The sequence below is a fragment of the Tenacibaculum aquaeponti genome, assembly GCF_057221555.1.
Genome location: NZ_CM170147.1, coordinates 1295808 through 1317654, shown reverse-complemented (window position 1 = coordinate 1317654; position 21847 = coordinate 1295808). Strand labels below are relative to the sequence as shown.

At 28.2% G+C, this 21847-nt stretch carries 13 protein-coding genes; 3 read left to right on the top strand and 10 right to left on the bottom strand.

Annotation, left to right across the window (positions count from 1 at the left end):
• Positions 1-54: 54 nt before the first annotated feature.
• Positions 55-810, top strand: coding sequence for an SH3 domain-containing protein (locus AC2TEO_RS05695; protein ID WP_442267186.1), 756 nt, complete (start codon positions 55-57; stop codon positions 808-810).
• Between the two features lie 60 nt (positions 811-870).
• On the opposite strand, the gene AC2TEO_RS05690 is transcribed toward AC2TEO_RS05695, so the two are convergent.
• The 8 genes from AC2TEO_RS05690 to AC2TEO_RS05655 all read right to left on the bottom strand — a co-directional run bounded on the left by AC2TEO_RS05690 (position 871) and on the right by AC2TEO_RS05655 (position 16778).
• Positions 871-3306 carry a zinc-dependent metalloprotease gene (locus tag AC2TEO_RS05690; protein ID WP_442267185.1) on the bottom strand — a complete coding sequence of 812 codons (2436 nt, stop codon included), beginning with the start codon at positions 3304-3306 and terminating at the stop codon, positions 871-873.
• 132 nt (positions 3307-3438) lie between these two features.
• Positions 3439-5892 carry an alpha-ketoacid dehydrogenase subunit alpha/beta gene (locus AC2TEO_RS05685; protein WP_442267184.1) on the bottom strand — a complete coding sequence of 818 codons (2454 nt, stop codon included), beginning with the start codon at positions 5890-5892 and terminating at the stop codon, positions 3439-3441.
• Between the two features lie 124 nt (positions 5893-6016).
• A complete protein-coding gene (locus AC2TEO_RS05680) occupies positions 6017-8833 on the bottom strand; it encodes a gluzincin family metallopeptidase (protein WP_442267183.1) in 2817 nt (938 codons plus the stop codon).
• A 100-nt stretch (positions 8834-8933) separates the two neighbouring features.
• Positions 8934-9641, bottom strand: coding sequence for an LOG family protein (locus AC2TEO_RS05675; RefSeq protein ID WP_442267182.1), 708 nt, complete (start codon positions 9639-9641; stop codon positions 8934-8936).
• A 661-nt stretch (positions 9642-10302) separates the two neighbouring features.
• Positions 10303-13005, bottom strand: a complete 2703-nt coding sequence (locus tag AC2TEO_RS05670) for a CHAT domain-containing protein (protein WP_442267181.1) — start codon at positions 13003-13005, stop codon at positions 10303-10305.
• Positions 12989-13582 (bottom strand): hypothetical protein, encoded by a 594-nt coding sequence (locus AC2TEO_RS05665; protein WP_442267180.1) that lies wholly within the window; start codon positions 13580-13582, stop codon positions 12989-12991. Before AC2TEO_RS05665 ends, AC2TEO_RS05670 begins: the two co-directional genes overlap by 17 nt.
• A gap of 75 nt (positions 13583-13657) precedes the next feature.
• The gene (locus tag AC2TEO_RS05660; RefSeq protein WP_442267179.1) at positions 13658-16351 is read right to left on the bottom strand and encodes a CHAT domain-containing protein; all 2694 of its coding nucleotides are present in this window, start codon (positions 16349-16351) and stop codon (positions 13658-13660) included.
• A gap of 43 nt (positions 16352-16394) precedes the next feature.
• Positions 16395-16778: a hypothetical protein gene (locus AC2TEO_RS05655; protein WP_442267178.1), complete on the bottom strand. Its 384-nt coding sequence runs from the start codon at positions 16776-16778 to the stop codon at positions 16395-16397.
• Positions 16779-16932: 154 nt separating this feature from the next.
• Here AC2TEO_RS05655 and AC2TEO_RS05650 point away from each other — a divergent pair, with 154 nt between their 5' ends.
• Both AC2TEO_RS05650 and AC2TEO_RS05645 read left to right on the top strand, forming a co-directional pair.
• A complete protein-coding gene (locus AC2TEO_RS05650) occupies positions 16933-17493 on the top strand; it encodes an RNA polymerase sigma factor (RefSeq protein ID WP_442267177.1) in 561 nt (186 codons plus the stop codon).
• Complete coding sequence (locus AC2TEO_RS05645; RefSeq protein WP_442267176.1) at positions 17490-18275, top strand: tetratricopeptide repeat protein; 786 nt, start codon at positions 17490-17492, stop codon at positions 18273-18275. The genes AC2TEO_RS05650 and AC2TEO_RS05645 overlap by 4 nt, the downstream gene beginning before the upstream one ends.
• A 223-nt stretch (positions 18276-18498) precedes the next feature.
• Here AC2TEO_RS05645 and AC2TEO_RS05640 read toward each other — a convergent pair whose 3' ends face one another.
• Both AC2TEO_RS05640 and uvrA read right to left on the bottom strand, forming a co-directional pair.
• Positions 18499-18681 (bottom strand): hypothetical protein, encoded by a 183-nt coding sequence (locus AC2TEO_RS05640; RefSeq protein WP_442267175.1) that lies wholly within the window; start codon positions 18679-18681, stop codon positions 18499-18501.
• A 285-nt stretch (positions 18682-18966) separates the two neighbouring features.
• Positions 18967-21786, bottom strand: a complete 2820-nt coding sequence (gene uvrA, locus AC2TEO_RS05635; RefSeq protein ID WP_442267174.1) for an excinuclease ABC subunit UvrA — start codon at positions 21784-21786, stop codon at positions 18967-18969.
• Positions 21787-21847 lie beyond the last annotated feature (61 nt).

The following is a 21847-nucleotide window of genomic DNA, read 5'->3' as shown; positions in this document are numbered from 1 at the left end:
TTAAAAAAGATAATGTTAGTTATAATTATATATTTGTAGTTAAAATTAAATAAAATGAAAAAAATATTTATTGCTGTAATTTCAATTTCTTTATTAGTGATTGGGTGTAAAACTGAAAACGGAACTTCAAAAAGTACTTCTGTAGAAACAAATAACAATTCTGAAACAGAAAAGACCTCTTCTGTAGATGATGGATCTGGAGATGCAATTTGTTTATTAGATAAGTTATCTGTTAGAGAAACTCCTTCTGGAAAAGGTAAGTGGATTACTTCTATGAGTTTAGGTGAAAAAGTGTATTTTACAGGAGAAAAATACATTGATTCTGTATCTAAGAAAGATTACTTTAAAGTAAAATTAATTGATGGTAAAGAAGGTTGGTCTAGAGCACCGTTTTTAGCAGTTAATGGTAAAGTAGGAGTAATGGTTAAAAATGCAAGTGTATACAAAAGACCAGATTTATTAACTAAGACTGAGAATGAATTTAGTCCAATGGATATTATTGCAGTTATTGGAAATCAAGACGATTGGATTCAAGTAAAAGGAAAAAGAACAACTGGGAAATATATTGAAGAAGTTTGGGTAAAATCAAACAATATTTCAGATAAATCTGTGGATATTGCAACTGCAAAATATGCTAGTATTGCAATGACGAAACCAACAATGACAGAAAGAATTAAAGCTTTACAAGAAATTGTAGAGAACAGTGATTTTTCTGAATCGATTTTTATTAATTTAATTAATGAAAAAATTAAAGATTACGAATCTAAAAATGTACCAGTAGATGTACAAGATGTAAAAGTAGAGGAATAGTATTCTTAAATTGAACTAACAATAAAAAATCCCGATGAATTTCATCGGGATTTTTTATTGTTAGTTTTTTGGATTTAGAATTGAATTAATTCTTTCTAAACAGTCTTTATAATGATATTTTGTAATTCTATTTGTAGCTCTTTTACTAGCTATGTTTAACTGACTTTTTAAAGATGTTAATTCTCCTCTTACAATAGACGGAATGTCAGTGTTAGTAATTTTATCGTTCTTTAATAACTTTTCCATTCTACCTATAAAACTCTTCTGTAAATTTCTTCGGTAAACATCTACATTTCTTAAAGCATTAGTTTCAGAAAACAATCCTTTTCTTAAATCTCTTATAAATTCTGAAACACTGTAGAAATCAGAACTTATAACTTCAGAGTTAATCATTCGTTCTAATCTACTTGTATTTAATAAACCTGAAAGCTGTCTGTTTTGTAGTGATAGCATTCTATTGGTATATTCTGTATGGTTAATTTTAGCTAGAATATTTTTGTCTAATAACCAATTTTGAGTAGTAAATACATTTTTAAGTAGCCAGTTTAAAGACTCTTTCTGTTTTGCTTTTGAAAGTACAGTGTATACATTTCCTGTTTGTTCAGGTTTTTTATTATCTTCAAAAACACCACCTACATTACCAACAACATGACCAGAATATCTGCTCCAAACACCAAGTAATTCTCGATATAATTCATTTAAATCATCATAATTATTAGTTTGATCAGAAGTCCATTTTTGTAAGTTTTTAGCAACTATTTTTAAGTTTTTAATTCCATAAGTACTAGCTTTTACTTGATCATTTCCAATGCCTTCAGTTTGAGAAGCCGGATCAAAACCATTAAAACGCTGAATTCCGAATTTGTAAATAGGATCTTTAGCTTTATCAGTAATCCATTTATCTAAAGTTTTTATTTCATCTTCAGGTTTACCAGCAAAAGGTAAATAACGATATCCCCAATTAATAGAATAATGATCGTAAGGGCCAATTTGACGAATAAAACGAATATTTTTATCACCAGGTTGTGCTACATAATTGTAACGAGCGTAATCCATTATTGTAGCAGCAATACCATACTTTTGAGTGAATTTTCCTGAACGTAATGAATCTACAGGGTAAGCATAACTAGCAGCCATATTATGAGGTAATCCTAATGCATGACCAATTTCATGAGCAATTACCATTCGCATCATTTCTCCAATTTCTTCGTCTGGAGTATTTAAAGTTCTAGCAGAAGGATTAGCAGCTCCGGTTTCTAATAAATATCTATTTCTGTATGAACGTAAGTGGTTATGATACCATACAATATCACTTTCAATAATCTCACCTGAACGTGGATCAGAAACACTTGGTCCCATAGCATTTCTGGTTGTGCTTGCTACATATCGGATAGATGAATAACGGATGTCTTCCATACTAAACTCAGGATCTTCTTCTTTAGTTGGTGGATACTTTGCAATAATTGCATTTTTAAAACCAGCTGTTTCAAAAGCTTTTTGCCAATCTTCAACTCCTTGTTTAATGTATTTTCTTAATTTTTTTGGAGTAGCAGGATCTAAATAATATACAATAGGTTTAATTGGCTCTACTAATTCTCCTCTGTTATACGCAGCCTTATCTTTAGGTTCTAATCTCCATCTTCTAATATACATTTTGTAGTCCGCTTTTAAAGCTTCAGAACTATAGTCTACAGTTCCAATAGGAAAATAACCTACGCGCTTGTCAAAAACTCTAGGCATCATAGGTTTTTCAGGAAGTATAATCATTGATTGATTCATTCTAATGCTAATACTTCCAGCGGCTCTTTGTGATGGAGGAGTAGCTGCATCGTAAGTAAAATCTTGAACAACTTCTATGTTTTTTGGGTAACTTTTAATAGAATTAATAAAACTACGTTTAGGATCTAATCTTCTAACTTTATATTGTTTTCGTGCTCTGGCTCCAATACCGCTTATTGCTTTAATATCTGAAGTGAAAAATTTAGAAACATCAATAAGAACTGCAGTAGAATCATTATTCTGAACTTTAATATCGAAAGCATGAATTATTGGTTCTAAGTTATTTGATTTTACAGATTTGTATATTGGTAATGAGTCGTGAGCAATTGCTTGGTAAGATTTTATTTTTAATAAAACTTTCTTTTTATAATGTTCCCAAACAACTACTTGTTCATTAGTTTTAGAACCAGCATTCATATAACCTCCTCCAAAGCCAGAAGGTAGAGCTTTAATTCTGCTAACTAATAACATTTCTTTTCCTAATAATGATTTAGGAATTTCATAATAATATTTTCCGTTAGTTTCATGAACTTTGAATAACCCATCGTCTGTTTTTGTTTTTTTAGTTACAAAATCTGAGTATTTAGGTTTTTTCTTTTTTGGAGATTTTTTAGTAACTTCTTTTTTGTCGTCTTTTTTAGATTTTCTTTTTTGTGCTTCTGATTGATAAGGTATATTTATACAGATTACAAGTAAAAGTAATAGTAGTCGTCGCATATTTAGTATTGGTTAATAAACCAACTAAATTATTAAAAACATATGAAATAGTTAGTTACTGTTAAGTTAAAATAGGAAAACAAAAAAACCGATGAAATTTCATCGGTTTTTAAATCTTATATATAAAATTTACTAGTATAAACTTTTAAATTTTGTTGGGTTTGCTTCATGCATAATTTCATAAACCTTTTCGAATATATCTTCTACTGAAGGTTTAGAGAAATAATCTCCATCAGTACCATAAGCAGGTCTATGTGCTTTTGCAGTTAGCGTTTGAGGTTTACTATCTAAGTGTACATATCCATTTTGGTTTTCTACAATTTCTTGTAATAAATAAGCAGAAGCACCACCAGGAACATCTTCATCTACAACTAATAAACGATTTGTTTTCGCTAAAGATTTTACAGTATCGTGGTTAATATCAAAAGGAAGTAAACTTTGTGCATCAATAATTTCAATGCTAATTCCAACTTGAGCTAAATCTTTAGCAGCTTCTTCCACCAATCTTAAAGTAGAACCATAAGAAATAACAGTCATATCTGTTCCTTCTTTAATTGTTTCCACAACACCAATTGGAGTTTTAAACTCACCTAAGTTATTTGGTAACTGTTCTTTTAAACGATATCCATTTAAACACTCTATAATTAAAGTAGGATCATCTCCTTCTAAAGCAGTATTGTAAAAACCAGCAGCTTTTGTCATGTTTCTTGGAACTAAAACATGAATTCCACGAACATTATTAATAATTCCTCCCATTGGAGAACCTGCATGCCAAATACCTTCTAAACGATGACCACGAGTTCTAATAATTAAAGGAGCTTTTTGCTTTCCATAAGTTCTGTAACGAAGTGTTGCTAAATCGTCACTCATTATTTGTAAAGCATATAATAAATAATCTAAGTATTGAATTTCAGCAATCGGACGTAATCCACGCATTGCCATTCCAATTCCTTGCCCTAAAATAGTTGCTTCTCTAATTCCAGTATCTGATACTCTTAATTCTCCGAATTTTTCTTGTAAACCTTCTAAACCTTGATTTACATCTCCGATGTAACCAGAGTCTTCACCGAAAATTAAAGTTTCTGGATATTTGTTAAAAATAGCTTCGAAATTATCACGCATAACAATACGTGCGTCTACCATTTTTTTCTCAGTATCGTAAGTTGGTTTAACTTCTTGAACTCTAAATGTAGATTTTTCAGTTTCGCTATATAAATGCGTAGAATATTTATTTGCTGCATCAACAATTCTTTCTTTTATAAAGTTTTGTAACTCTATTTTTTCTGGGAACTTTTCGTCAACAATTAATTGTAGTGTTTTTCTACAAGCAACTAAAATATCTTTTCTAATTGGCTCAACTAAAGCTTCTAAATCATTCTTGTATTTAGTGATAAAAGAACCATTTTTACTTTTTGAAGCTACACGATCTAAAATTTTAGTAGCACTATTTAATTCAGCCTTTATTTCATTTAAAAAAGCATTCCATGCATTACGTTTAGCAGCGCTTACTTCTCTTTTAATTTCTTTATCTATAGTAGTAAGTTCTTCTTCACTTTCAATGAAACGTAAGGTATTACCAGATTCATCTGTAAGTTCAAAATCTATAATCCAAGCTCTCATTTTAGCAATACAATCGAATTCTTGTTCCCATTGTAAACGCTCTTTAGATTTATATCTTTCGTGAGAACCAGAAGTAGAATGTCCTTGTGGTTGTGTTAATTCTTTAACATGAATTAAAACAGGAATATGTTTTTCCCTTGCAATTTCTCCAGCTTTATTATATACATCAACTAATTTCACATAATCCCAACCATTAACAACGAAAATTTCATAACCGTTGCTTTCATTTTCTCTTTGGAAACCTTTTAATATTTCAGAAATACTCTCTTTTGTTGTTTGATGCCTTGCGTGAACAGAAATACCATATTCATCATCCCAAACACTCATTACCATAGGTACTTGTAAAACTCCAGCAGCATTAATTGCTTCAAAAAATAAACCTTCACTAGTACTTGCATTACCTATTGTTCCCCAAGCAACTTCATTTCCTTCATTTGAAAAATTAGTAAATCCTTCAAGTCCTTTTACATTTCTATATATTTTTGAGGCTTGAGCTAAACCTAATAATCTAGGCATTTGTCCTGCTGTAGGAGAAATATCAGAAGATGAGTTTTTTTGTTGTGTTAAGTTTTTCCACTTTCCATTTTCATCTATAGAATGTGTTGCAAAGTGTCCACCCATTTGACGACCAGCAGACATTGGTTCTTGTACAATATCTGTGTGTGCGTATAAACCAGCAAAGAATTGTTGAGCAGTTAACTCACCAATGGCCATCATGAAAGTTTGATCACGATAATACCCCGATCTAAAATCTCCATTTTTAAAAGCTTTAGCTAAAGCTAATTGAGGTACCTCCTTACCATCACCAAAAATTCCGAATTTAGCTTTTCCGGTTAATACTTCTCGTCGACCGAGTAAACTGCATTCTCGACTCATTTTGGCGATTCGATAATCATTTAATACTTCTTTTTTAAAATCTTCGAATGATATCTGTTGTGAGTTTGGTACAGCTACTTTTACAGTCATAAATAAAAAGTTTTGTTTTGGCTATTGCTGCAAAGATAGGTTTTTTAAATGAAATTTAAAAATCTGCCTTAGAGTTTGAATAAATCGTAAAAAAAGCAAAAAAAGTGGTGTTTTGTTGAGTTATCTACAATAACCCGCGTCGTAAAAAGTTATAAACACGATCTAAACTTGTTGTAATCACAAAACGTATCTTACTTGGATATTCTGGTTGATTAATTTGAAATCCTTCGTTTGTATAAATAGGGAAGTAAAATTCGAAGATGTTTGGAACAAAATTTAAACGAATTCCGTTTTCATAGAAAAATCGAGCTTTCGTATTTTTACTCTTTAACATGGCAAAATCGTTATAAATTTCTGCCCATCTCCATACACTAACGCTTGTATTCCCAGAAAGCATTAATTGATTTGCAAAAGAATGTTCTTTGTAGAAAGATTTAAAACCTCCATCAGAAACTACAAACTGTTGACTAAATAATCCCGAGCGTTCAGATCTTCCAAATAAATTTTGTTCAAATAAATAATCTGAACTTCTGTTTAAACCGAAACTAAAGAAATCTCCTTGAGAATGGTTATATAAAAAGAAACCTCCAAAAAATCTTAAATTAAAACTCTGTTTTTCAGAAAAGAATCTTAAATAGCGAATGTCTGTTGAGAACTTAGTGAAATTGTCGGCAAATTCTCCATTAATGGCATATTGAAATCTTTTTACAACATCTGGTTTGCTGTATATATATCTAAAGTTTACAATTTGATATTTGTCGCTTTCAATTTCTGTATCTGTTGGGTTAATTTCTCGATCGACATAAACAATTCTTGATAATAAAAATTTGGTTCCAACATCTCTAAGTGTATTTCTTCTGAATTGAATGTTTACAAATGGAGAGATTGTATTATAACTTAATTCTGGAGCGTAATGAAAGTTGCTACCACTAATTCCGTAACGAATTTTATAGATTTTAGATTTTTCGAAAAAGTGATCATATCCTAAAGAAAAAGAACCCGTTAAATTTTCACTTCTAAAAGCGTAATTCGGAGTAATACTAAAATCGAAATTATGTCGAATAATAGCTCTGTTATTAAAGTTAACTCCTAAGATCATTCCATCATATAAATTAAATTTCACATTCGGATTAAAGAAAACTTGATTGAAGTTTGGATCTTCAATGTCTTTTAAAAATCGAAATTGGATAGGTTTGCTAATTATAGCATTATTCGTTTTCTTGTAATTGTTTAAGAAGTTGTATTCTGGGTAAATTTGTTCATAATTTAAAGCTAACTTATCAAAATCACCTGCTTTAATTTTAATCGTTTTTATACTGTCAACATTTGTAACCCAAGTTTTAAATTTTATAGAATCATCTTTAATTCCGTACAATGAAACAGGAGCAGTGATATTACGTTTGTTTTTTATGGTAACTTCTAAGGAATCTTCAAATTTTATTTGTTTTACTTTTTTAATTTTATAGTCAATTTTTTTAGTGGTTTTTACATAATCACCAAAAAACCAATCTAAATTTCTGTCAGTATTTCGTTGTAAAATCTCTTTAAAACTTTCTGAATTTGTTATTCGTAATGATTGATTTTTATAAAATTCTTGGAATGATTTTTTTAGAACATCATCACCTAAAAAATCTTGTAAATATTTAAAGCCTAATCCAGCTTTGTATGGACTTACGATTTTTCTATTAAAATTAGATAGAGAATCTGCAGGTGTTGTTAAAGATTGATCAAAGAAACGTCTTGCGCTAAATTGATAAAAGAATGCTTGTTTATCATTTTGCTTTAGTTTAGCAAGATTATAATTTTTAAACCCCCAAATCTTAGAAAATCGTCCGAAAACAGTTACGTCTGGATAATATTTATTGATGTATTCCATCATTAAAAATGTTTCAATACCATCGCAAAGCCAATAATCTTTTCGATTATTCAATAAAAGAACATCGTCAATGTATTTACTAGTTAGAGCTTTAAAAAATCGGATTTCCCATTTAAAGTTTTCTGGATAAGGGCGTAACCAATTAGGAATACCATAAATATCTTTTAAAGAGTTTTTGTTTACTGTATTTCCATCTACTAAAATCTCTGTATGTGGATGAGAACCAATAAAATCTTCTATAAAAGCTATTTGCTTATTTACAATTTCATTTGCTTGTATTAATTCAATGCGTTTATCGAAAATATCTGTTTTTATTTGAGTGTTTTTAGTTTTAAAAACTCTAAATTTTTTACGGTTACTAATACTTAGTATAATGTCTTTCTTTTTCTTACCAACAAGGTAGTAATGATTAAAATTTTCCTTTTCCGTTTTATATTGATATAAATTACTTTCTAGATTTAATGTTTTAGGAATATCAATTTCTAAAGTGTAATCAGTAACATCTTCATAAAGATCGTCCATATTTAAATTACTCATTAACTGCCATCCATTTTCATAAATAGCAGGAACTAAATACCAAAATCGCAAATGATAACCATCATTAGTTCTACCATAACCTGTATAACGAGCTTTTGGGATTTTTAACGTGTATTTAGCTGTTAAAGTAATACTATCTTTAATTGCAAGTGCATTATTTAATTGAATTTGAATAATATCATTTGTTTCGCGAACTTCTTGAAAATCTAATTCTAAATTGTTAGAAGTAATACTATGTACTTTAGAATAACCACGTTCGCTTTCTTCTGAAAAATAATAATCTTTCTTATAATCTTTAATTAATCTTTTTCCTAGCGGAGTGCTATTATCTTTGAAACTATTCCCCCAATTATGTAAATAAATTTCTTCTAAAGGTTGGTTTGAGGTGTTTATGTAAGTTAATTTTTGTTGAATGATAAGTGTATGTTTTAAAGTATCTAAACTAGCAGTAATATGAGAAGAGTTTTCTTGTGCTATAGTATAGAAACAGAATAAGATAGAGGTAATATGTAGTATTTTTTTTATCACTTACATTTAAATAAAAAAACTCGTTGTTTTAAACAACGAGTTGAAGATAAAGTTTATTTTTTAATTAAAATTCAGTTCTACTTTTTTTACCCAAAAAAGATTAGAAATTAGGTTTTAATTGGTATTTAGCGTAGAATTTATTAAAATGTTCAACAGCTTCTTCAGCTGTATCTACAACTCTAAATAGTTTTAAATCATCTGGACTAATATTTCCTTCTTCTAAAAGTGTATTTTCAATCCAATCTAATAAACCACTCCAGAATTTTTTACCAACTAAAACAATTGGAAAACGACCAATTTTATGTGTTTGAATTAATGTGATTGCTTCAAAAAGTTCATCCATTGTTCCAAAACCTCCAGGCATTACAACAAAACCTTGAGAATATTTTACAAACATTACTTTACGAACAAAGAAATAATCAAAGTCTAAACTTTTACCTGGGTCAATCCAAGGATTATCATGTTGTTCAAAAGGTAATTCAATATTTAAACCTACAGAAGTTCCTTTTCCTCTATTTGCTCCTTTATTACCTGCTTCCATAATACCTGGTCCACCACCAGTAATTACTCCAAATCCACTTTGTGTAAGTTGGTAAGCAACTTCTTCAGCTAACTTATAGTATTTATGATCTGGTTTTGTTCTTGCAGATCCAAAAATAGAAACGCATGGTCCAATTTTACTTAATCTTTCATATCCATCTACAAACTCAGCCATAATTTTAAAAATAGCCCAAGAATCGTTTGTTTTTATCTCATTCCATGTTTTTTGTTGAAGTTTCTCACGGATTTTTCTATCGTCGTTTGTCATTTTATCAATTTTTAAAGGACTTGCTAATTTAGTGCTTTTTTTTAGATAAAAAATGCTTTTAAACAAACAAAGGAGAAACATTTGTTTCTCCTTTTGTTTTTGTAAAAAAGATTTCTTTTTCATTACTAACTTTTTTACATTTCCCTTTTCATAACTTTTCCCTTCGCAATTTCCCCGTAAGACGTTTCACAGCAATTTTGTTTTCTTTTTCTAGCAATAATGATTAAACCAAACAAACATTATTATGAGAAATAACTCTTGAAATTTGTTATTTACACCTATACGTTCTGTTTAAGGAAAATTGTTACCCATTTTTTTTACAAAAAGAAGAAAAAAATAGAATAATATTTTTTTGAGTTTAATGAGGTATTAATGAGTAAGTAGTTTTTGATTTCGAGGAATGGGAATTTCTTTAAAAACAAACAAAGAGGAAACATTTGTTTCCCCTTGTGTTTTGTAAAAAAGACTTCTTTTTCAATACTAACTTTTTTACGTTTTCCTTTTCATAACTTTTTTCCATCGTAATTTCCGCGAATAACATTCATAACAATTTATGTTCTTTTTCTAGCAATTATGATTAAACCAAACAAAATGTATATGTTATGAGAAATAACTCTTGAAATTTGTTATTACACCCTTATGTTCATCTTGTTTGAAATTGTTACCCTCTTTTTTTAAAAAAAATAAAAAAAAGTATAAGTAATATGGAAAAAGCTATGATATAGTGTATTGTATAATTCACTTCAAAAGTAGGAGCAGTGTCTCCAATTAAAATAAAAGATGCCCAGTAATAAGGAGATTTTTCTGAAAGTGAATGAGTTTTTAAATACTTTCTTTTGGCATTGTTTAACGCTTCTGATTTGGATTGATGATCTTTTAAGTTACTGTAAAAGTTTGTCATTAACTCTGTAGTGGCAGCATCATTAACTTTCCATAAAGAGGAAACCACCGATTTAGAACCAGAATAAAAGAAACCACGAGCTAAGTTTAAAATACCTTCTCCTTTTTTTAGCTCTCCAACATTGGTTTCACAAGCACTTAAAACAACTAAATCCGCATTGTTTTTATAAGTGTATAATTCATGTAGATTCAAAGAATCTTTGCTAAAATGAATTACAGGTTTTTGGGAAACATCTGCATGAGTTGCTAAATGAATAATTTTAGCATTAGAAGCATTGGTAAAAAAACTATCTTTTGTAACGTCTGCACCTGTAAAGATTGTTCCGTTTAAATTATTATTAATCGAATTGATTTCTTCTGCTGAATATTGTAACGTAGTTAGATTTTTATTCTGGAATTCAATAGGAGCAAACCCAGCAAAATCTTTTTCAGAAACTCTAGAGATGTTATTATTCACATTTAAGAATGACATAGAATAAGCGTAGCTAATATCAGTATCTTCTATTAAAAATTTATTTGAAGTTGTATCAGTAATAAAAGCTTCAAAAGGAATATTCTGAAGATTATCATCTGGAATAATAACAACTTTTTTATTTTGAATTAAATTTTTGATTTCTTCACTTGGGAATAAACTATTGTACAAAGAATTTGCAATCGTATTGTATTGTTGAATCTCTTTTTTGCTATTTAAAGGTTTTGAAATAAGTTTAGAGAATGTTTGTAGTTTGTTTTTGATAGCACTACTTTTTAAAGAAAAAGGAATACTATTGTTTTTGCTGATACATAAACCAATAGAAGTATCTACAGAATTTTCTTCAATATTATTTTGAATAGAATAAGAAATAATAACAGTATTATCGTCTAAATTTTTTTGAACCTCTTGAAGAGAAATTAAGTCCGTTTTACTTTTTAATTGAAAATACTTAGGAAAAACAGTTCGGATTGAATCTTTAAATTGTTGGTAAGAAAACCTAAGATCAAATAGAGAATCTTTTGTGGATTGAATTTCTTTATCAACAAGTTTATATTCTAAGTTTAATATATCTTTTTTAAAGCTTTTGTCTTTATCTAAAATTACTTTAGGAAGCTCTTTGTTTACATTGTTATGATCTATATTTTGAGCTAATAAAAAAGCCTTGTTTTTTTCTAAATAGCTAAAAGCAGATTGATAATCTTGTTTTAAATAATAAATATAAGCTGCGTAATTATAAATTTCAGAAGCATCTTTTCTCCATTGAAACTGAGATTCTGTATTCGTATCATTATCAAGTATAACAGAAATTAAATTATCAAAGTTTTTGATAGAGATAATAGCATCATTAATATATTTTTCTTTTTGATTTGATTGTTCTATTAGAGCTATTAATGTTTTTAAATTGAATTTATAAGTGATTAAAGAACTATTTTTTCTGTTGTTTTTTTGATGTAAAACATCTGGATATATTTTCTTAAACTGTTTATTGTTTGAAGTGTAAAAAAAATCAAAAGCTAAGTACGAGTTTTCTAAAGCTTTTATGTATTTTTTTTTGTTGTAATAAAATTCACTTAAATTTAAATATGCGTTTGCTTTAGTTAACCTTGAATCATCATAACTTAATTTCTTACAATATTCTAGACTTTTTTCCAGAAAGTAGATAGCACTATCTTTTTTATGGGTAATATAATGTTGACCTTGATTTCTAATTATAGTAGAAATAAAGCTTATGTCATTGTAGAGTTTTGCTTCTTTTAAAGCTTCATTATAATAAAAGTTAGCTTTTAAAAAACTGTCCATTATTTTTTTAGAGTACACATTTCCAAAATATAAGTTTACCCTTGTTTTTTTATCTTTTATTTTATTGTTTTTTTCAATAATGCTGTCAGCAATTTTTAAAAAGATAATAGATTTTTTAATATGGTTAATATTTAAGGTGAAGTTAGAATTTTGAGAAGCATTAAAGCAATGTTTAACAATATTAGTGGGGGTACTACATTTAAGTAAAATATTAATCCCTTTTTCATAATAATTGATTGATTTGCTATAGTCTCCTTGCAGATAAAAACACCTGCCTAGATAACAAAAAGCTTGTCCCTTTCTTTTTTTGTCATAATTTAAAAGAGAAGCCTCACTGAAGAGTTTTATGGCATTTTCTAAATTATTGTTTTTAATATGAAAATACCCCAATTGCATTAATAATAAATGATAAGATTTATGTCTTTTATTTATTAGTTTGTACTGAACAGTAGCGTATTTTATAGCTAAAGAAATGTTATTTTTCTTATAAAAATATTTAAAAATAATAGAAGAAGTCTTTATTAATTGGGTGCTATCTTTTCTTAATGTAAAAAGAATACTATCAGCTTTTTTTTCATTAAAAAAAGTACTATCATTTTTAGTAGAAACTTGTCCTTCTACACAAAAAGGTAGAAGAACAATAAAAAATATAAATAAAATTAAATGCTTTTTATTATTTGACGATGACATCAATGTTTTTATCATTATCATTATCATTATCATTATCATTACACTCTTGGTCATAATTTTCAGTAAATTGGCAATCATATGATAAAGAATAAGATACGATAAAAGAATCATTGAAAGATCGTGGTAAAATAATATTTTGTTTTCCAACTAGATCTAAAATTAATTCATCATCATCATTGTTTTTATCATCATTATCATCATCATCGTTTGGTCCAGCTGGTCTACCATAAGACCATATTTCACAATCGGAGCAATTTCTAGAAATTTTTATGAGAGCACCTTGGATCTTTGACTTAATTTCAGGTTTTGAATCGTAAAAATTGTCAACTGCTTTATATTTTTGAAGATTAGATAAACCTTTTTTAAAACAGAATTTTACACAGTTATAAATTAGTAGTGTATTCTTGTCACTTTGATCTTCTGAAATAATCCCATCAGTTGTAAAACTATTTTCTCTACCCACTAACTCAAGTTCTGGTTCAATAATTTCGTCTAAATTTTCATTATCATTACAGCTAAAAGCTAATATTAAGATAGAAAATATTACGGCTAACTTTAAATAATTAAATAATTTCATAGTGTTTTTGTTTTTATATATTTCCCCTTTGTTTAAAAAACATAAAATTGTTACCCGCGCAAAAGTATAAAAATTTTATTTCCCTCTATTTATTAGTTTTTTAGAAATAAAAACAAGAAGAAATAAACTTACAAATCCTAGGAAAACCCAATATATGAAGTTATTATTTTCAAAAGTAGGAGCAGTGTCTCCAATTAAAATAAAAGATGCCCAGTAATAAGGAGATTTTTCTGAAAGTGAATGAGTTTTTAAATACTTTCTTTTGGCATTGTTTAACGCTTCTGATTTGGATTGATGATCTTTTAAGTTACTGTAAAAGTTTGTCATTAACTCTGTAGTGGCCGCATCATTAACTTTCCATAAAGAGGAAACCACCGATTTAGAACCAGAATAAAAGAAACTACGAGCTAAGTTTAAAATACCTTCTCCTTTTTTTAGCTCTCCAACATTGGTTTCACAAGCACTTAAAACAACTAAATCCGCATTGTTTTTATAAGTGTATAATTCATGTAGATTCAAAGAATCTTTGCTAAAATGAATTACAGGTTTTTTGGAAACATCTGCATGAGTTGCTAAATGAATAATTTTAGCATTAGAAGCATTGGTGAAAAAACTATCTTTAGTAACATCTGCACCTGTAAAGATTGTTCCGTTTAAATTATCATTAATCGAATTAATTTCTTCTGCGGAATATTGTAATGTAGCAAGGTTTTTATTCTGGAATTCAATAGGAGCAAAGCCAGCAAAATCTTTTTCAGAAACTCTAGAGATATTATTGTTTACATTTAAGAATGACATAGAATAAGCGTAGCTAACATCAGTATCTTCTATTAAAAATCTATTTGAAGTCGTATCAGTAACAAAAGCTTCAAAAGGAATATTCTGAAGATTATCATCTGGGATAATAACAACTTTCTTATTTTGAATTAAATTCTTGATTTCTTCACTTGGGAATAAACTATTGTACAAAGAATTTCCAATCGTATTGTATTGTTGAACTTCTTTTTTGCTATTTAAAGGTTTAGAAATAAGTTGACGGTAAAGATGTAAATCCTCTTTTAATTTCTTGATATTTGGAATAGAAAAAGGAATAGTTTTATCTTTTGCGATGAGTAAACCAGAAGAAATATTAATAGCTGTGGTTTCGTTATTTTGAATAGCATAAGAAACAATTACAGTTTTATCATTTATTTGTTGTCGAACATTTTGTAAAGAAGTTAGTTTTACTTTAGCCTTACTTTCAAAATGTTGTGGATAAACTTTTTGTATAGAATCTTTAAAGTTTTGATAAGCGAATTTTAGATCAAACAAAGAATCTTTTAGTTGTTTTGTTTCAGTGTTTGAAACTTGATTTTCTAACTGTAAAATTTGCTTTTTATAGTGTAATTCTTCATTAACAATATGATTAGGTAAGTTTAAAGAATAGTTATTGTCATTTATACTTTGGGTAAGTAAAAAGGCTTTATTTTTCTCTAAGTATTGAAACTGTAAATTATCATCACCTAATAATTTTGCCGCATATATACCATAATTATAAATTTTTGATACATCATTACGCCAAGAAAATTGAGTGCTAGCTTCTGTACTGTCTTCTAAGATGATTTCTATAAGCTGATCACTAATATTAACCGTTTCAATAATTTGTGTTAAGTATCTTGAATCTTTGTTTTCTAAATACAATCGATTTAAAATCTTAATTTTTGTATATAAAGCCTTTAAAATATTAGATCTTCTATTGGTTTTAATAAGTTTGATCTTTTCAGGAATAGCATTATGAGTATTAAAGCTTAAACTTAAAGAGTTATTAATGTTTTTTAAACTCTCATTATAGTTTTCCTCTATTAAATAAAATTCAGATAAGTTTCTGTGACTTTCAGCTTTAACAATTGTGTCGTAAGCTGAAAGTGAAGGGTTTTTATTTATACTTTTAATTAAATAATATTTAGAACTATCTTTATTGTTTTTTAATAAAAACTCTCCATAATTCATGTAGTTTAAATAAATAAAGAAATTATTTCTATTTAGTATAGCCTTTTTAATAGCTAAAGAATAATAAAATTTAGCTTTATTATAATTAGATATTTGTGGTTTAGCATATAAGTTAGCTAAATTTGTATAAATATTATTTATTAGACTTCTTTTTATCTTTTTAGGATTAGCTTTTATTAAACTATCTGCATAAATAAGATATCTTATTCCAATTTTAATTTTTGATTTTTCATCAATGAAGTTACTTGAAGCGGACATGTTTATACACTGGGCTACAATACTTGATTTTTTGCCTTCCTTTTTTAATATTTTTATTCCCTTTTCAAAATAATCAATTGATTTTTTTAGATCACCAAGATACTGATAACATGTCCCTAACTGACAAAGAGCTTGTCCCTTTTTTTTGATGTATAAATTTAGATTAGAAGCTTTTTTAAAATGTATTATTGCGTTATCTACTTCATTATTATATAGTTTGAATAGGCCTAAAAGATATAATGAGTTATGATATTCCTTACTTTTTATGTTGTTTTTTTCAAATAATTTTACACTTTTTTCTGAATAGTTTATTGCAGATTTTAAATCTTTAATACGATAAAAAAAACGACTAAAGAGAGAGGTTTTTAAAGCTTTTATTTCTTCAGATTTATAATTATTTGATAAAATACTATCTGTTTTTTTAACATTAAGACTATAGTGTTTGTTGTATTCAAAAATATCCTTAGCAGAATTGAATTGAGAAAAAATCTTAAAATTAGTGAATATTAAAAATAAGATCAAAATTGAGATTTTGATCTTATATGATTTTTTTAAAATAAGTTTTTTAAATTCCGAAAATACTAGGTACATAATCGAAGTTTCCATCATCGTTAGAGCATTCTATATTTTTTACATAATAAGAAAAACTAATAGCTACTTCAGTGTTTGGTATATCTAGGTCTTCATCTAAAGTCGTAGCGTTTTCAGTACCATGTATTCTCTTCCTAACTTTAATACCAGCTTTATTATAATATCGATAAAGAGTTTTAATTAATATTAAGTTATTAGATTTTAAATAATGTTGAATTGATTCTGTAGCTTTTTCAGGTGTATAATAATTTATTTCAACACAAAATTCATAAGTTACAGTACTTTTAATATTTTTTATGCTCTTGTAGCTGTCTGTATTGTTGTTATCAATACTACTCGTAAAACTAAAAACAAGCAAACACTAATAAAGCTAAAATTGTTCAATTAACTTATTGTGATTATTTCATAATATTTTGTTTTTGTATATATTCGTTGTCCCCTTGTTTATAAAACTTTAAAATGTTACCCGCGCAAAAGTATAAAATTTTATTTTTGCGTATCAGATTGTAAAAATGGATAGTAGTTTATATTTAAATGCGCTTGTTGAAGGAGATTCAAGAATTATCTCAAAAATTTATAGTACTAATTTTACCCAAGTAAAACGATTTATACTTCAAAATAGAGGAGGAGTAGAAGATGCTGAAGATGTTTTCCAAAAAGCGTTATTGCAAATTGCAGTTCGTCATAAAAAAGAAGGCATAGAAATTAATAGTAGTTTCGATGCTTATTTGTTTACTGTTTGTAAAAATTTATGGCGAAGAGAATTAAATAGTAAAAAAAATAGGGTAACAAATCAGGAGGTAATTGAACTAGTAAGTGAAGCTAAAGATAATGCAAACGCTTTAGTGGAACAAAAACGACACGAGTTGTTTTTAGAAAAACTAAATCTGATTTCAGATAATTGTAAGAAAATACTATCACTTTTCTTTGCTAAAGTACCCTATGCTGAGATTGTTGAAAGTACAGAATACAATTCTGAAACAGTAGTAAGACAGCGAGTATTTAAATGCAAAAAGAAATTAACCGACCTAATTAAAGGAGATAAAAGATATCTCACGTTACAAGAATTATGAATTTAGAAGACGATATATTAATAGAACGTTTTTTAAGAAATGAGCTTTCAGAAGAAGAAAAGTTGAGTTTCTTAAAACGTTTAGAAGATGATCTCAATTTTAAAGAGCATTATCTTCTAGAAAAACAATTGTTCGAATCTTTAAATGAAGAAAGTTGGAGTTTTATTGATAATGTTGATGATGCTGAAGTTAAAGAGTATGAAGAATTATACAATAGTGCAGAAGTAAAAGCGATTAGAGAAGCAATTAAAGGAGTTGCTAAAACGAAAACGACAAATAATAGAAGTAAAGTTATAGCATTAGTTTCTGGTTTTGCTGCTGCAATTATTTTCATTTTAGCATCAAATATTTTTCTTAAAGAAACCGTAGATGCAGAAACTTTATATGCTAATCATATTCAACTAGAAAAATTACCATCATTTGTTACTAGAAGCGAAACTGAGAATGCAAAATTAATTGATGCAGAGATATTGTTTAAAGCGAAACGATATGAAGATGCTCTAGCAATTTTTTCTATTGAATTAGAAGAAAATAAAAAGAGCGCTGTTTTTATTTATAAAGCACTTTCTGAAATTGAATTGAAAAAGTTCGATGAAGCCAAAAATACTTTAAAAACATTAATTAATAGTGATTTAATAGATGCGGAAAAAGGACAATGGTATTTAGGTTTGTTGTATTTAAAATCGAATAATAAAAAAGAAGCTAAGAAAGTATTCAAGAAAATAACGAAAGAGAAATTATATAAAGCAAAAGAAGCCGAAGATATTTTAGATAAAATGTAAAAAAAGGAGAGTTTTAAACTCTCCTTTTTTATGTATAGTTTCTCCTTTGAAAGTAGTATTAAATTGCATTTTAGTGTACTGTTAAATTAGTAGATTAATTGCAATCTAATTTTTCTCTTATTGATAACTTGAAAAATTATGAAATAGTATTTTCTGATGAAGAAAAATAAAAAAGAGCCAAAACGAATTCATTTTGGCTCTGATAATAATAAGAATATATATGTTATTCTAATTCTATACTAACACAAACACCAGGAAGCCCAGCACCTCTTGATTCACAAATATGCATTGGATCACAGTACCCACCTATATTTTTACAATATCTAATTGGTCCGAAACCACCGTTAATAGTTTTTTGTTCTACTTTGTTTAAAGCTTTACCTAGATTTAAAATTGATTTTTTCATAATATTAAAATTAAAAATAATTAAATCCTCGAATATTTTAAGACACTCAAGGTTCATGTCTATTTTCGCGATAAATATTTTTATTTTAATTCAGCAATCTTTAAGATGTAATTTGAAACTAAATTCATAGCTATTAGATTCAAGCAATTTGTAAATGAAAATATTCACTGTGAATATAATAAAAAAAAATTAAAGTACTATTTATTGTCAGGATAATGATAAACCCCAAAAGTGTTATTATTTATCACTAATGGGGTTAAAACTTTTTATTAAATGGTAATAATATTAAAGTTCTTTCTTTAAAAATTTAGCGGTGTAACTTTCTTTATGTTTTGCTACTTTTTCTGGAGTTCCGGTGACAAGAATTTGTCCGCCTCCTTTTCCGCCTTCCATACCAACATCTATAATATGATCAGCCAATTTTATAACATCTAGGTTGTGTTCAATAATTAAAACAGTATTTCCTTTTTCTACAAGTTTATTTAAAACTTCCATTAAAACACGAATATCTTCAAAGTGTAAACCAGTTGTAGGTTCATCTAAAATATAAAAGGTATTTCCAGTATCTCGTTTAGAAAGTTCAGATGCTAGTTTAATACGTTGAGCTTCTCCTCCAGATAAAGTAGTAGATTGTTGCCCAAGTGTTATATAACCTAAACCAACATCTTGAATGGTTTTTAATTTTCTATAAATTTTAGGAATGTGTTCAAAAAATGCAACAGCTTCGTTAATGGTCATTTCTAATACATCGGAAATTGATTTTCCTTTATAACGAATTTCTAAAGTTTCTCTGTTGAAACGTTTTCCTTGACAAGTTTCACATTCTACATGAACGTCGGGTAAAAAATTCATTTCAATTACTCGTAAACCACCACCTTGACAAGTTTCACATCGTCCACCTTTTACATTAAAACTGAAACGCCCTGGTTTATAACCTCGAATAGAAGCTTCAGGTGTTTTAGCAAATAAACTACGGATTTCACTAAATACTCCTGTATAGGTGGCAGGATTTGAACGTGGCGTTCTACCAATTGGAGATTGATCAATATCAATTACTTTATCCACATGCTCTAATCCTTTAATACTTTTATAAGGCATTGGTTTTTTTACACCTCTATAAATATGAGCATTTAAAATAGGGTATAGAGTTTCGTTAATTAAAGTAGATTTTCCACTTCCAGAAACACCAGTAACACAAATCATTTTTCCCAGAGGAAATTCTACTGATACATCTTTTAAGTTGTTTCCAGAAGCACCAGTTAATTTTATTTTATTTCCATTTCCTTTTCTTCGTTCTTTAGGAACTTCAATACTTTTTCGTTTTGCTATATAATCTGCAGTTAAAGTTTGTTGTTTAGTTAAATCTTCAAATGATCCTTTACTTACAATTTCACCTCCATGTCTTCCTGCGCCAGGACCAATATCTAAAACATAATCGGCATGTTTTATCATGTCTTCATCATGTTCTACAACTAAAACTGAATTACCAACATCTCTAAGTTTTATTAAAGAATCAATTAATTTCTGATTGTCACGTTGATGTAAACCAATACTTGGTTCATCTAAAATATAAAGTACACCGACTAATTGAGACCCGATTTGAGTTGCTAAACGAATACGTTGCGCTTCGCCACCAGATAAAGATTTTGAAGTTCGATCTAAGGTTAAATAATCTAAACCAACATCTAATAAAAACTGAATTCGAGTACGAATTTCTTTTAAAATCTCTGAAGCGATTTTTAATTGCTTAGCACTTAATTTATCTTCAATATTGGTGAACCAATTAGCTAACTCGCTAACATCCATTTGTGCTAAATTACTAATGTTTTTGTCTGTGATTTTAAAGTTTAAAGCTTCTTTTTTTAATCGTTTGCCTTCACAACTTGTACATTTTACTTCATCCATAAATCCTTTCGCCCATCTTTTGATAGATGAACTGTCGGAGTTTTTATATTGATTGGTAATGAATGAAATGATTCCTTCAAAGTCGATATCGTAACTACGTGTAACTCCAGCTGTTTTAGATTGAATTTTAAAACTCTCTTTCCCTCCATTTAAAATAACATATACTGCTTCTTCAGGAATTTTATTGATAGGATCTGTCAGTTTAAACTTGTAGCGCTCTGCTATATTCTGAAGTTGTTTGAAAATCCAGCTATTTTTTTGTTCACCTAGTGGAACAATTCCTCCATTTTTAATGGAAATAGAATCGTCAGGTATTACTTTTTTAAGATTAACTTCATTGTTAATTCCAAGACCATTACATTTTTCGCAAGCTCCTTTCGGAGAGTTAAATGAAAAAGTATTTGGTTCTGGATTTGGATATGCAATTCCAGTAGTAGGACACATGAGTTCTCTACTGAAGTATCGAGGTTTTACATCATCAACATCAATAACCATTAAAATATTATTTCCTGTGTAAAGGGCAGTTTTAATGGTTTCTTCTAATCTTTTATCAGCTTCATTGTTTACAACAAGTCGATCTATAACTACTTCTATATCGTGAGTTTTATAACGATCGAGTTTCATGCCCTTTTCTATTTCTTTGATTTCTCCATCAACACGAACTCGAACAAAACCTTGTTTAGATATTTGTTCAAATAATTCACGATAATGTCCTTTTCTAGATTTAATTAAAGGAGCAAGAATAGCAATTCGTTTATTCTCAAAATCGTTTAGAATTAATTCCTTAATTTGATCATCAGAATAACTAACCATTTTCTCTCCTGTGTTATAAGAGTAAGCATCAGAAGCTCTCGAAAACAAAAGTCGGAGAAAATCATAGATTTCTGTAATTGTTCCTACAGTAGAACGCGGACTTTTATTTGTTGTTTTTTGTTCTATTGAAATTACAGGAGATAATCCGTCAATTTTATCAACATCAGGTCGTTCTAATCCACCTAAAAATTGTCGTGCATAAGCAGAAAAAGTTTCAATATATCTACGCTGTCCTTCAGCATATATAGTATCAAAAGCTAGTGAAGATTTTCCGCTACCGCTCAAACCAGTAATTACAACTAGTTTTTCACGAGGAATTTTAATATCTATATTCTTTAAGTTATGAGCTCTGGCTCCGTAAACTTCAATGAATTCTTGTTCTTTCAAAGTAATATATTTGACAAAAAGCAAATTTACTGAATACAAACTGATTTTTAAATTGATATTG